Annotated in this window: 14 protein-coding genes; 6 read left to right on the top strand and 8 right to left on the bottom strand. The window is 63.5% G+C overall.

The window, feature by feature from the left end; translation table 11 throughout:
• Positions 1-220 precede the first annotated feature (220 nt).
• On the top strand, positions 221-583 hold the full coding sequence (locus FXV83_RS22660; RefSeq protein WP_148741592.1) for a hypothetical protein: 363 nt from the start codon (positions 221-223) through the stop codon (positions 581-583).
• Between the two features lie 6 nt (positions 584-589).
• Here FXV83_RS22660 and FXV83_RS22665 read toward each other — a convergent pair whose 3' ends face one another.
• Both FXV83_RS22665 and FXV83_RS22670 read right to left on the bottom strand, forming a co-directional pair.
• Positions 590-919 (bottom strand): DUF6496 domain-containing protein, encoded by a 330-nt coding sequence (locus FXV83_RS22665; protein ID WP_148741593.1) that lies wholly within the window; start codon positions 917-919, stop codon positions 590-592.
• 89 nt (positions 920-1,008) lie between these two features.
• Positions 1,009-1,203 carry a DUF3072 domain-containing protein gene (locus FXV83_RS22670; RefSeq protein ID WP_148741594.1) on the bottom strand — a complete coding sequence of 65 codons (195 nt, stop codon included), beginning with the start codon at positions 1,201-1,203 and terminating at the stop codon, positions 1,009-1,011.
• Between the two features lie 115 nt (positions 1,204-1,318).
• Between FXV83_RS22670 and FXV83_RS22675 the strand changes: the two genes are divergently transcribed.
• Positions 1,319-1,540: a hypothetical protein gene (locus tag FXV83_RS22675; protein WP_148741751.1), complete on the top strand. Its 222-nt coding sequence runs from the start codon at positions 1,319-1,321 to the stop codon at positions 1,538-1,540.
• Between the two features lie 313 nt (positions 1,541-1,853).
• Here FXV83_RS22675 and FXV83_RS22680 read toward each other — a convergent pair whose 3' ends face one another.
• The gene (locus FXV83_RS22680; RefSeq protein ID WP_148741595.1) at positions 1,854-2,093 is read right to left on the bottom strand and encodes a hypothetical protein; all 240 of its coding nucleotides are present in this window, start codon (positions 2,091-2,093) and stop codon (positions 1,854-1,856) included.
• 122 nt (positions 2,094-2,215) lie between these two features.
• On the bottom strand, positions 2,216-2,473 hold the full coding sequence (locus FXV83_RS22685) for a hypothetical protein (protein ID WP_148741596.1): 258 nt from the start codon (positions 2,471-2,473) through the stop codon (positions 2,216-2,218).
• 139 nt (positions 2,474-2,612) lie between these two features.
• Between FXV83_RS22685 and FXV83_RS22690 the strand changes: the two genes are divergently transcribed.
• Positions 2,613-2,834 carry a hypothetical protein gene (locus tag FXV83_RS22690; protein WP_148741597.1) on the top strand — a complete coding sequence of 74 codons (222 nt, stop codon included), beginning with the start codon at positions 2,613-2,615 and terminating at the stop codon, positions 2,832-2,834.
• Here the strand turns inward: FXV83_RS22690 and FXV83_RS22695 are convergent.
• Both FXV83_RS22695 and FXV83_RS22700 read right to left on the bottom strand, forming a co-directional pair.
• Positions 2,831-4,321, bottom strand: a complete 1,491-nt coding sequence (locus tag FXV83_RS22695) for an HWE histidine kinase domain-containing protein (RefSeq protein ID WP_148741598.1) — start codon at positions 4,319-4,321, stop codon at positions 2,831-2,833. The two genes, FXV83_RS22690 and FXV83_RS22695, sit on opposite strands and share 4 nt — an antisense overlap.
• Before the next feature lie 11 nt (positions 4,322-4,332).
• Positions 4,333-10,623 (bottom strand): HAMP domain-containing protein, encoded by a 6,291-nt coding sequence (locus tag FXV83_RS22700; RefSeq protein ID WP_148741599.1) that lies wholly within the window; start codon positions 10,621-10,623, stop codon positions 4,333-4,335.
• A gap of 264 nt (positions 10,624-10,887) precedes the next feature.
• Here FXV83_RS22700 and FXV83_RS42925 point away from each other — a divergent pair, with 264 nt between their 5' ends.
• Positions 10,888-11,184 (top strand): hypothetical protein, encoded by a 297-nt coding sequence (locus FXV83_RS42925; RefSeq protein ID WP_187436086.1) that lies wholly within the window; start codon positions 10,888-10,890, stop codon positions 11,182-11,184.
• A gap of 6 nt (positions 11,185-11,190) precedes the next feature.
• Here the strand turns inward: FXV83_RS42925 and FXV83_RS22710 are convergent, their stop codons facing one another.
• Entirely contained in the window at positions 11,191-11,700 is a 510-nt protein-coding gene (locus tag FXV83_RS22710) for a DUF4142 domain-containing protein (RefSeq protein ID WP_148741601.1), read from the bottom strand.
• Positions 11,701-11,794: 94 nt separating this feature from the next.
• Between FXV83_RS22710 and FXV83_RS22715 the strand changes: the two genes are divergently transcribed.
• Both FXV83_RS22715 and FXV83_RS22720 read left to right on the top strand, forming a co-directional pair.
• Complete coding sequence (locus FXV83_RS22715) at positions 11,795-11,989, top strand: hypothetical protein (protein WP_148741602.1); 195 nt, start codon at positions 11,795-11,797, stop codon at positions 11,987-11,989.
• A 335-nt stretch (positions 11,990-12,324) separates the two neighbouring features.
• Positions 12,325-12,531, top strand: coding sequence for a hypothetical protein (locus tag FXV83_RS22720; RefSeq protein ID WP_148741603.1), 207 nt, complete (start codon positions 12,325-12,327; stop codon positions 12,529-12,531).
• Between the two features lie 135 nt (positions 12,532-12,666).
• Here the strand turns inward: FXV83_RS22720 and FXV83_RS22725 are convergent, their stop codons facing one another.
• The gene (locus tag FXV83_RS22725; RefSeq protein WP_148741604.1) at positions 12,667-12,921 is read right to left on the bottom strand and encodes a hypothetical protein; all 255 of its coding nucleotides are present in this window, start codon (positions 12,919-12,921) and stop codon (positions 12,667-12,669) included.
• Between the last annotated feature and the right edge of the window lie 61 nt (positions 12,922-12,982).

The following is a 12,982-nucleotide window of genomic DNA, read 5'->3' on the forward strand; positions in this document are numbered from 1 at the left end:
CCTGTCGGCACGCAAGTTTCCCAGAGAGTGCCGATAACATTCTCGTCAACGGCAGGAATGATGACAGGTTCGTCCGAAAAAGCCGCGTTCGCTTATCAGACTTGGGAGTTGCATGTGCTTGGCGGCAATGAAGCTGCCGGCGCGAGTTGCAAGGATGGAACTTCGAGCGTCCGGCCGCTTTGTGGACTGGCCGGCGTTTCGCATTTGATCGGTGCCGAAGATGGATCGATTGAAGCTCTTTCTGAGAAGTGCGCTGCTTGTCGCGCCCTTCGTGCTGTCGATCGGAAGCGCCTTGGGCCGCGACGATGGCCGCTACGCCGATTCTCCGCTCAAGCCGTGGTTCGACAGCCTGCGCAGCCATCTCGGTCCGTGCTGCTCGGATGCGGACGGGCTTGCCGTCGCCGATCCCGACTGGGAATCGCACAACGGGCACTATCGCGTGCGGCTGGACGGGCAGTGGGTCGAGGTGCCCGATGAAGCTGTCATCACCGAGCCGAACCGCGCCGGTCGCACCATGGTGTGGCCAGTCAAGACCTCGTTCGGGATATCGATCCGTTGCTTCATGCCGGGCAGCATGATCTGACGCCGGTCAGCGCGACCGCTTGGCGGATTTGCGCTTCGAGGCCTTCTTGGACGTTTTCTTTGATGTCTTCTTGGAAGTTTTCTTCGACGTTCTCTTGGAAGTTTTCCTTGACGTTTTCTTGGCCGTCTTCCGCTTTGAGGCTTTCTTCGGGACCTTCTTGCCCTTCTTGCGCGCCTTCGAGAGGCCGATCGCGATCGCCTGTTTGCGGTTCTTCACGCGTCCGCCACGACCGCCGCGTCCACTCTTTGCGGTGCCCTTCTTGTAGCGCCGCATCTCGCTTTCGACATCACTGCCGGAGCTGCGCGAATAGCGGCGCTTCTTTGCCTTGCGTGCCATCAATGTTCTCCCTTGGGCCGAGGGAAAACCGTTCGTAGCAGGCATGGTTCCGAAACCATGCCCTGCGACACGCCAAGGCAGCAAGCAGGCTAGAACGAATTCGCCAGCTCGATCTCCGCCTCAAGTGCCTGGATGCGACGCGCGGCTTCGGCGAAGGACAGATCCCGCGCGTATTGCGCAGGCTGGTAAGCCTCTTCGCTGAGCTGCTTCAGCTTGAGCCCCTGTGTCCGTGTCATCTGCTCCGAAAGCACGGCCCTCGCGTCGTACCGCATCTGAATCTGCATTTCCCTTCTCCGTTCTGAAATCGTGGCTTGACTATATGTTCTTCTTTTGTTCTAACAAGCCATGGACAACAGAATTAATGAAATCCGACGGAAAATCAGCGCCTTGCGGCTGGAAATGGCCGAGATCGAGGCATCTGTCCGCGACCTCGTCAACCGTGATCGCGACTGCACCGAACAGGCGCTGTCGCAAATGGGGCTGCGGCGGAAAATCAACCTGCTGATTACCGAATGTAAGGCGGCGGGCGGTGGCGACGTCCTACCCGACATTGGGGACAGGGTGCGTCTTCGGACCGTCAGGCAAGTTGGCAAGCCAACAGGCGCGACCGCGCCTCGCTGAGATTTTTTTGGTGGCCCACCGTGAAGGAGCGCCGGACGCCCGCGCCGAGCTTTTCGAACTGGACTCCGCCATTGGGCAATTGCATTGCGAGGGTCTCGACGAGGCGACAAGCTCTGATCCCACGCAAGCGCGTACGGCTCGAGCATCTCGTGAAGATGAATTCCGCAGGCGGCGGCCTTAACATCCTGACAATCGACGCAGCTAGCGTGGGGTGCACATCCACCGCAGCGCGGTGTGACCGGTGCCCCCGGTATCGCTGAGCAGAAAAGCCCCGCGTCACCGCGGGGCTTTGTGATTGAGTCGTCGACGGCGCTCACTTGGTGTTGGTGGTGCCCTTGTTCGTCATGGTACCGCCCTGATCGGAGCCGGGGCCAGAGCCGCCTTGGCCGGAGGGGTCAGCGCCCTTTGGGGCTTTGGTGTTGGCGCCCGTGGTCTGCGACGATGACATCGAAGATCCTTGCTTGGCCTTGTGCGACTTCGCTTGAGCAGCGAAGGGGGCCGCGGCAAGGCCGGTTGCCAACATCATGGCGAGAGCGAGCTTGGTCGTCTTCATGCGCGGGAGCTCCTGAGTTAAAATGACGCAGGCAGCCAACTGCCGTTCGCGGCAGGAGTTCCACGCAAAACGTTGCGGCGCTTCACATCCGCTTCAAAATTCCTTGCGCTATTCCTTGCGCTTCAAAATTCCTTGTCCTCGGCGAGAATGAACACGACACCGGTGAGTGTCGCTCCGATCGCGAACGTGGTCACCAGCGTGATGATGAAGACGATAACGGCTTCACGGCCGCCGTTGTGGATCAGCGCGGCGACGGCAGGGTTTGTGAGTGCAAGCACAAGGCCGAAGACAAGGCCCAGTGCCGCGCCCATCATCGCGTGCGTCATCACGCGGATGGCGCCGGTGCGAGAGATAAGTCCGGAGGGCTTCTTCGTGCGCATGGAGCCGCCCCTTTGATTTGCAGGGAAACGCGACCGAGGATCGCGGGTTCCACTTACATGAACAAATTGTCACGGCAGGCTTCATCCGGCGTTCAGGCCGGACTTGCGAGGATGGCACTGTCAACACGGGACATTCGATATGGGCAAGGTTGTCTTTCTTTACCGCTCGCTGGCCTATCGCAGCGCGGCCGCGGATATACTGCGCAAGGCACGCAAACTGCCGCATGGCGCGGAACGAAGTGCGGCCCGCCGCTACGCGAGGGCGCTACGCGATCTCGCTCAGACGGAAGCCTGGCTCGAAGGGCGCGTCGCCGAGGAAGCGCGACCGCTGCGGCGAATGAGGAGGGCGGCGTCCGGCTAGCCCGACGCGCGCTGCAACTCCGCCGAGGCGGCGGCGCCAAATTTGTCGGGTGCGGAGGACGCTGCATTCTTGCGGGTCAACGGCACCTGCAGGCGGCACAACAGCCCCTCGGGCCGCCAGTCGAACAGCGCCTGTCCGCCAAGCTGGGATTCGACGCTCGCCAGCAGGCTGCGTGTGCCGAAGCCGCGCGACTTCGGCGGCCTCACTAGCGGGCCACCGGATTCCTCCCACGTCACGGCGAGCGCGTCGTTATCGACCTGCCAGCCGATCGTGAGCCGGCCGGACCGCGTCGAGAGTGCGCCATACTTTGCGGAGTTGGTGAAGAGCTCATGCAGCGCCAGCGCCAGCGTCTGGGCGGTGGCAGGCACGAGCTGCACCTCGGGACCCGCGAGCCTGATCTGGCCGCCGAGCGAATAGGGCGCAAGCTCCTCGTCGATCAGCTTCGACAATTCGGCGCCCTGCCAGCTCGACAGCGACAGGATGGTGTGAACGCGTGCCAGCGCATTGATGCGCCCTTCGACGGCATTGACATATGCCTTGACCTCGTCGGCACGGGTGAGGCGCACGATCGATTGGGCCAGCGCCAGCGCATTCTTGGCACGATGATCGACTTCACGCGCGAGCAGATTCTGCCGCTCTTCGGCACGCTTGCGTTCGGTGATGTCCACGGTGACACCGCTCACCCGCACCACGCGGCCGCTCCCATCGATGGTCGCGGCAGCCGTGCCGACGCACCAACGCACGTCGCCGTCGGGCCGCACAATGCGGAACTCCGTTTCGTAAGCGCGCGAGCCTTTGTTGAATTCGGCGATCGCCTTGCGCAACTCATCGACGTCATCGGGGTGCAACAGAGCCTGGACGTTGGCCGGATTGACGTTAAAATTCTCAGGGCTAACGCCGAAGATACGATATTGGCCTTCGTCCCACATCCAGTCGCCGTTGATCCAGTCCCAGTCCCACGATCCCATCTTGCCGGCGGCGATCGCCATGCTGCGCCGCTGCTCGCTCTCGCGCAGCTTCGCGGTCGAATTCTCCAGTTCGGCGGTGCGCGCGCGGACGCGGTCCTCGAGCTCCTGGTTCCACCGCTCGAGCTCGCGCGTCTTGCGGTAGAGCTCGGCAAACACCTTGATCTTGGCGCGCAGCACCTCCGGCACGACCGGCACGGGCACGTAGTCGACGGCGCCCATCTCGTAACCGCGGAGGCGATCGATGTCGCTCACCTGGATCGCGGAGATGAAGATCATCGCGGTCTTCTGGAAACGCGGATGCTCGCGGATCATGGCGGCGAGCTCGAAGCCGTCGAGCTCGGGCATGCAGACATCGACCAGGATCACCGCGATCTCGGTCTTGAGCAGGACCTCCAGCGCCTCGCGACCCGACGAGGCGATCACGAGGTTCTCGCCGAGATCCTTCAAGATCACCTCATAGGCGAGCAGCTTGGCCGGCTGGTCGTCGACGAGGAGGATGTTGACCTTTTCGTGGTCCATTCTGGTCCCGATCAGCGATGCAGCCACATGCGAATCGCAAGCAGCAATTGGTCGGTGTTCACGGGCTTGGCGAGGTAGTCGGACGCGCCGGCTTCCAGGCATTTCTCGCGGTCGCCCTTCATCGCCTTGGCGGTCAGCGCGATGATCGGCAGGCGGGCGAAGGCCGGATTCTCGCGAATAACACCGATGGTCTGATAGCCATCCATCTGCGGCATCATGATGTCCATTAGGACGATCGCGATTTCCGGATTGGACTCGGCCAAGGTTACTGCCTCTCTTCCGGTGGTCGCAGTCAACACCTTCATGCCCCGCCGTTCCAGCACGCTCGAAAGTGCGAAGATGTTGCGGGCGTCGTCGTCGACGAGCAGCGCGGTCTTGCCGATCAGGTCCTCGTCGGAACTGTTCAACTTTTCCAGCATACGCTGTTTCTCGACCGGCAGCTCCGTGATCACGCGGTGCAGGAACAGGGCGGTCTCGTCGAGCAGACGCTCCGGCGATTCCACGCCCTTCACCACGATGCTGCGCGCCATGGTGTGCAGCTCGGCATCCTCCTCCGCCGAGAGCTCGCGGCCGGTGAACACCACCACCGGAATGTTCGAGAGTGCATCGTCCTTGCGGATATGGTCCAGCACCTCGAAGCCGCTCATATCGGGCAGCCGCAGGTCGAGTACGATGCAATCGCAGGGTGCCTCATGCAGCATCGAGAGCGCATCGGCGCCGGTACCGGTCGTCACGATCTCGATGTCGTCGTGATCCAGCAGCTCGCGGATAGAGAGCTGCTCGGCCTCGTTGTCCTCGACGATCAGGAGCCGCTTGCGCCGCGGCCGCGCATATTCCTTGATCTGCGTCAGCGCGGCGGCGACGCCTTCGGTCGTCGTCGGCTTGTTCACGAAGGAGAAGGCGCCGCGGGCGAGCGCATGCTGGCGGTCCTCGTCGAGCGTGATGATCTGCACCGGAATGTGGCGCGTCAGCGGATTGTGCTTGAGCTGGCTCAGCACCGTCCAGCCGAGCATATCGGGCAGGAAGACGTCGAGTGAGACGGCTCTCGGCTGATATTGCTTCGCAAGCTCGAGGGCCTCCGCGCCGCGTGCGGCGACCAGCACCTTGAATCCCTTGTCGCGGGCCAGATCGACCAGCACGCGCGCATAATGCGGGTCGTCCTCGACGATCAACAAGATGCTGTCGCCTGGCTCGAGATTGAGCCGATCGTCGGGAAGCTGCTCGATGACACGCTCGGGAGCCGTCGCTGCCTGCTGAAGTGCCGGCGGTTGGCTGTATTGTTGTGGCGCGGCCCGCGGTGCGAGCGTCGGCCCTGAATATTTCAGTGGCAAATAGAGCGTGAAGGTCGAGCCCTTGCCAGGCGCGCTGCGCAGGTGGATTTCGCCGCCGAGCAGGCTTGCGAGCTCGCGGCTGATGGCAAGGCCAAGGCCGGTGCCGCCATATTTGCGGCTGGTGCCGGCGTCGGCCTGCTGGAACGCCTCGAAGATCAGCTTCTGCTTCTCCAGGGGTATGCCGATGCCGGTATCGGACACTTCGAACGCGATCACGGCCGGTGCGGTGTTCAGCACCGGATGATCCGTACTCCAGCCGCCGAGCGCGGCGGCGACCTTCAACCGCACTTCGCCTTCGGCGGTGAACTTGAAGGCGTTGGAGAGCAGGTTCTTCAAGACCTGTTGCAGGCGCTTGGAGTCGGTGACGAGGCTGCGCGCGAGGTTCGGATCGACGTCGATCTTGAACGACAGGTTGCGATTCTCCGCCTCGTGCCGGAACGGCCGCCCGACGGTGTCGAGCAGGTTCGCGGTCAGGATCTCCTCGGCGTCGACCGTCACCGTGCCGGACTCGATCTTGGAAAGATCGAGAATGTCGCTGATCAGGTTGAGCAGGTCGGTGCCGGCGCCGTGGATGGTGCGGGCGAACTCGACCTGTTTGGCCGAGAGGTTGCCGTCCGGATTGTCCGTGAGCTGCTGGCCGAGGATGAGGATCGAGTTCAGCGGCGTGCGCAGCTCGTGGCTCATATTGGCCAGGAATTCGGACTTGTACTTCGAGGTCAGCGCGAGCTCAGTCGCCTTTTCCTCCAGCGCGCGGCGGGCCTGCTCGATCTCCTGGTTCTTGCGCTCGACCTCGACGTTGCGCTCGGCGAGCTGCTGCGCCTTCTGCTCGAGCTGGTCGTTGGTCTGCTGCAACTCGCGCTGCTGGGTCTGGAGCTCGCCGGCGAGCTGCTGCGACTGCTTGAGCAGGCCTTCAGTCTGCATCGTCGCCTCGATCGAGTTGAGCACGATGCCGATGGAGTCGGTGAGCTGCTCCAGGAAGGTCATCTGCGAGGTCGTGAACGAGGCAAGCGAGGCGAGCTCGATCACGGCCTTGACCTGGCCTTCGAACAGCACCGGGAGCACCACGAGGTTTTTCGGTGCGACGCGGAGCAGCGCCGAATTGATCGGCACCACGTCGGCGGGAATGTCCGCGACCACGCGCGGGCGCCGGTCGAGCGCGCATTGGCCGATCAGCCCGTCGCCGAACTGCAGCACCTGCTGATAGGGATAGACGCCGTCGCCGGCGTAGGAGGCGAGCAGGCGAAGCTGCGGACTGTCCTCGTTTTCGACCTGGTAGATCACGCCGGTATGCGCGCTCACCAGCGGCGACAATTCGCTGAGCAGCAGCCTGCCGACCGTGGTGAGGTCGCGCTGGCCCTGAAGCATGTTGGTGAATTTGGCAAGGTTGGTCTTGAGCCAGTCCTGTTCGGTGTTCACGTCCGTCGTCAGACGGAGGTTCGTGATCATCGTGTTGATGTTGTCCTTCAGCTCCGCGACTTCGCCGCGGGCGTCGACCTGGATCGATCGGGTGAGGTCGCCCTTGGTCACCGCGGTCGCCACCTCGGCGATCGCGCGCACCTGCGAGGTGAGGTTGGCCGCCAGCAGGTTGACGTTGCCGGTGAGGTCCTTCCAGGTGCCGGCGGCGCCGGGCACGTTGGCCTGACCGCCGAGCCGGCCCTCGACGCCGACTTCGCGCGCCACCGACGTCACCTGGTCGGCGAAGGTCGCGAGCGTCTCGGTCATGTTGTTGATGGTGTCGGCGAGCGCCGCGACCTCGCCCTTCGACTTCACGGTCAGATTTTGCTTCAGATCGCCGTTGGCGACCGCGGTCACCACCTTGACGATGCCGCGGACCTGCTCGGTCAGATTCGCCGCCATGAAGTTGACGGTGTCGGTGAGGTCCTTCCAGGTGCCGGCGACGCCTGGCACCTGCGCCTGGCCGCCGAGCTTGCCTTCGGTGCCGACTTCGCGCGCGACGCGGGTGACCTCGCCGGCGAAGGCGTTGAGCTGGTCCACCATGGTATTGATGGTGTTTTTCAGCTCCAGGATCTCGCCCTTCACGTCCACGGTGATCTTGCGCGACAAGTCGCCGCGCGCCACGGCGGTCGTGACTTCGGCGATGTTGCGGACCTGAGTGGTGAGGTTCGCAGCCAGCAGGTTGACGTTGTCGGTGAGGTCCTTCCAGGTGCCACCGACGCCGGGCACCACGGCCTGACCGCCGAGCCGGCCCTCGGTGCCGACCTCGCGGGCCACGCGCGTCACTTCGGCGGCGAAGGAGCGCAGCTGCTCGACCATGGTGTTCAGCGTGTCCTTCAGCAGAAGGATTTCGCCGCGCACGTCCACCGTGATCTTCTTCGACAGATCGCCGCCGGCGATGGCGGTCGCGACCTCGGCGATGTTGCGGACCTGAGCCGTCAGGTTCGAGGCCATGAAGTTGACGTTGTCGGTGAGGTCCTTCCAGGTGCCGGCGACGCCGGGCACCTCGGCCTGGCCGCCGAGCTTGCCTTCCGTGCCGACCTCGCGCGCCACGCGCGTCACTTCGCCGGCAAAACCATTGAGCTGGTCCACCATGGTGTTGATGGTGTTCTTCAGCTCGAGGATTTCGCCGCGTACGTCGACGGTGATCTTGCGCGACAGGTCTCCGCGCGCCACGGCGGTGGTCACTTCGGCGATGTTGCGGACCTGGGCGGTGAGGTTGCCCGCCATCGAGTTGACGCTGTCGGTGAGATCCTTCCAGGTGCCGGCGACGCCGGGCACGTTGGCCTGACCGCCAAGACGGCCCTCGGTGCCGACCTCGCGCGCCACGCGCGTCACCTCGCCCGCGAAGCGGTTGAGCTGGTCCACCATCGTGTTGAGGGTGTCCTTGAGCTGAAGAATTTCGCCGCGCACGTCGACGGTAATCTTGCGTGACAAGTCGCCGCCGGCAATGGCGGTCGCGACCTCGGCGATGTTGCGGACCTGGGCGGTGAGGTTGCCCGCCATCGAGTTCACGGAGTCTGTGAGATCCTTCCAGGTGCCGGCGACGCCGGGCACTTCGGCCTGGCCGCCCAGCTTGCCTTCAGTGCCGACCTCGCGCGCCACGCGCGTGACTTCGCCAGCAAAGGCGTTGAGCTGGTCGACCATGGTGTTGAGCGTTTCCTTCAACTGAAGGATTTCGCCCGAAACATTCACCGTGATCTTCTTCGACAGATCGCCTTTCGCAACGGCGGTGGCAACCTCGGCGATGTTGCGGACCTGGCCGGTCAGGTTCGAGGCCATCGAGTTGACCGAGTCGGTCAAGTCCTTCCAGGTGCCGGCGACGCCGCGCACCTGGGCCTGACCGCCGAGCTTGCCTTCGGTGCCGACCTCGCGCGCGACGCGCGTGACTTCGCCGGCAAAGGCATTGAGCTGGTCCACCATCGTGTTGATGGTGTCCTTCAGCTCCAGAATTTCGCCGCGCACGTCCACGGTGATCTTCTTGGAGAGATCGCCACCTGCGACTGCCGTGGTCACCTCGGCGATATTGCGGACCTGCGCGGTCAGGTTCGACGCCATCGAGTTGACGCTTTCGGTCAGGTCCTTCCAGGTGCCGGCGACACCAAGCACGTTGGCCTGGCCGCCGAGCCGCCCCTCGGTGCCGACCTCACGCGCCACGCGCGTGACTTCGCCCGCGAAGGCATTGAGCTGGTCGACCATGGTGTTGAGCGTTTCCTTCAACTGAAGGATCTCGCCAGACACGTTCACCGTGATCTTCTTCGACAGGTCGCCGCCGGCGATCGCGGTGGCGACGTCGGCGATGTTGCGGACCTGCGCGGTCAGGTTCGACGCCATGAAGTTGACGTTGTCGGTGAGGTCCTTCCAGGTTCCGGCCACACCGGGCACCTGGGCCTGGCCGCCGAGCTTGCCCTCGGTCCCGACCTCGCGCGCCACGCGCGTCACTTCCGAGGCGAACGAGTTGAGCTGGTCCACCATGGTATTGATGGTGTCCTTCAGCTCCAGAATCTCGCCGCGCACGTCCACGGTGATCTTGCGCGACAAGTCGCCGCGCGCCACGGCGGTGGTGACGTTGGCGATGTTGCGGACCTGGGCGGTGAGGTTGCCGCACATTGCGTTGACGGAATCGGTCAAGTCCTTCCAGGTGCCGGCGACGCCGGGCACGATCGCCTGGCCGCCGAGCTTGCCGTCGGTGCCGACCTCGCGCGCCACGCGCGTCACTTCGGAGGCGAAGGAGCGCAGCTGGTCCACCATCGTATTGATGGCTTCCTTGAGCTGGAGGATCTCGCCGCGGACATCGACGGTGATCTTCTTGGACAAGTCGCCGTTGGCGACCGCGATCGTCACCTCGGCAATGTTGCGAACCTGGTTGGTCAGGTTGTTCGCCATCGAGTTGACGCTCTCGGTCAGATCCTTCCAGACGCCGGTCACTTCCGGCACCTGCGCCTGTCCGCCGAGCTTGCCTTCGGTGCCGACCTCGCGCGCCACGCGCGTCACCTCGGAGGTGAACACGCCAAGCTGCTTGATCATGGTGTTGACGATGGTCGCCGACTGCAAGAATTCGCCGCGAAGCGGTCGGCCCTCGACGTCGAGCTTGACGGTCTGGATCAGGTCGCCTTGCGCGACGGCTGCGACCGCGCGGGTGACCTCGCGGGTCGGCCACAGCAGGTCGTCGATCAGGGTGTTGACCGAGCCTTCCATGTCGGCCCAGGAGCCCGAGGCCAGCCCGAACTTCACGCGCTGCCGCGTCTTGCCTTCGCGCCCCACCACTTGGCCGACCAGCTCGAGCTGCTGCGCCATCCGCTGGTTGGCGGCGATGATTTCATTAAAGGTGTCGGCGATCTTGCCGTCGATGCCGAGATAGTCGCCGCTCATGCGCACGGAAAAATCGCCGCTGCGCATTGCCTGCAATGCGAGCAGCAATTCCGGCCGGGAATCCGGGTCCGACGCATCGTTGATTTTTGGCTTTGGGACGCGACGACCGGAGCGTGATGCAGTTCCGGGATCGAGGTCGCTCATATGATTCCCCCGCAGGCGTTGGCCGAATCCAAGGCCAGACGCAATTGTCAAACTAGAGCGTCAGCCAAATTCCAAATCAAGCGCCAAGGTTGCGGCGCGCGAAAATGGAACCTGCTCTACTCAGCCCAATTGCGATAACGGCGAGGGAGGACGTCGGTTCCATCCCTTTCAGAAGAAGTTTCCGTCCCGCAGGTATCCTAGATAGAGGCCCTTCGGAACAGCGCACAGGCCCTGTGGTTGGCCCGCAAAAACATGGAGAGACGCATGCGAGCCGTGTTTGCAGCGATTATCGTCAGCTTGTTCGTCGCCGGATCGGCGCTGGCGCAGGGGGGCGCACCCAGCGGACGCGGGGCCGTGACCGGTGATCCCGCGGCAAGCTCCGCAACCCCGCGCGCCGATTCGCCCACGACAGGCGCGGCGACAAGGCCGAGCCCGAGCGGCAGCGGCACTTCGACCTCGGGCGGCAAGGATGACAATGGCGATGCGGGCCGTGACAAGATGCCCGAGAGCGACCGTACGGTGCGCCCCGAGAGCCAGCAGCGGCATTCGGACGACAAATGATCGCGGCTACTTGTCGGCCATCGTGCGCTCCGCGTCCTTGACTTGGCCGCGCAGCTTAGGCAGCTGTTCGCGCGCGAAGGCGGCCAGTGCGGGATTGTCCGGCCCGTTCAGATAGTGCTCGAGCAGGGTGATAACGGACTCATATTCGGGGATTTGCGCGGCATAGAAGCTTCTGACGTAAGTTGGTCCGTCCGAGGCTTCGGGCTCGACGAGGCTGGCGCCGGGCGCGGTCTTGCAGGCGTGTGGCTCGGCACCAATCGCTTGCTGAATTTCCTTCAGCGCCTTGTCGCGCTTGGCTGCTTCCTCGACTCGCAAGGCGGCAAGATTTTTGACCTCCGCATTGCCCTTCAGGTCGGCGCCCTCCAACAGGTCCTGCTGAAAGTGGCTGAAGGCGTAGAGGCTGCTGACGACGTCGTTCGCGGTCGGCGTGCGCTCCCTACGCGTCCGCTCGCCGATGTTGTCCGCAAGCGCCGCCGTGCCGATGAATGCCAAGACGATCGCGACAAGAACTCGCATGACCATCCAATGACCGATGGCGCGCGAAGTTCCGCGAACATTACGATCTGGTAGGGCGGTTGCGGGACCGAGGTTCCGGCCCCATGTCTTTAAGATGAAGCAATCAGATATCTTCAGAGATAACGCCGAAAACTGCCTGCAGCTGGCCGAACGCGCGGAAGGCCAGCCGAGCTACAAGCGCTATTCGCGCATGGCGGAGGCCTGGATGGCGCTCGCGAATGAGCAGGACTGGCTCGATGGCGAAATCCCGCCCGTTACGGACCGCGTCCCCCACAAGCAGGATGTGTGAGCGCTCACGCTTGCGCCAAACTCCGTGTGAGTCCGCTCACGGAATGAAGGCGACAAATCCACGATGATTAGCGAATAGTCGATCGCGTTGATTTTCGGTTCCAGAAGGAGGATTTGCGATGGCTCCACGTCTAGCCCTTCTCTCACTCATCCTTGCCTTCGGCGTCTCCGTCGCGTTCGCGACGGTGACCACCGTGCGGCAAGTGCATCTGGCGAGTACACAGGCCACGGTACGCGCGGCACACAGCTAGCAACAAGTCGCTCTCGCACGGGCCGGAACCTTCGACACGCCGACGCGTAAGCGCTTCGAGACATCAGAGGAGGCGAGAGGACATCATGGTCCATTGCGATCAAGGCATTGTCAGAGACAAGCGCGGTGAACAGCAGCCGCGCGATAAGCAGCGTGCGCAGAGTGTGCACAAGTCGGGGCCGAAGGGTTCGCCCTCGCGAGAGGCGACACGCGATCCCAAGCTGAACGACGACAGCAAGACGCCCGGCTCAGGCATGACACCGGATGATTCCGACGGCGCGCCGAGCGGCTAGTTTTCACGAGGAACGAATCCGCGCGCGGAGAGTCGAAAGTTTGCTTCCGGCTGTCATGCCCCCGGTGCGCCGGAAGCAGTCTCCAAGGACGGTCCTGGCACACCTGTGCCGGGGCCGTTTGCTTATGAAATATCTTCAGTCTTCCGTGTCGCCCGGCTGAGCTCGATTGCCGCGGATGTGCCCGTCGGCCCCCCGCCCGAACACGCCATAATTGCTTGATTTGATCCCTGGTGGGCCGTCGGGGACGGCACCGGCAAGCCCGATCTTGAGAAGCTCGCGGACCGCTGCGGCACGCGTCGGCATACGATGCTTGAAGCGGAAATCATCGACTGCGGCCAACTCTTCCGGCGAGAGCATGACCTGGAGGCGCTCGGCGCGAAGATCATTCATGACTCACCACATCGAATGTGCAGCTTGAGTAGTTTACTCAACCGCCTAACCCGACGCGGGT

This window comes from Bradyrhizobium hipponense (assembly GCF_008123965.1).
GTDB lineage: Bacteria > Pseudomonadota > Alphaproteobacteria > Rhizobiales > Xanthobacteraceae > Bradyrhizobium > Bradyrhizobium hipponense.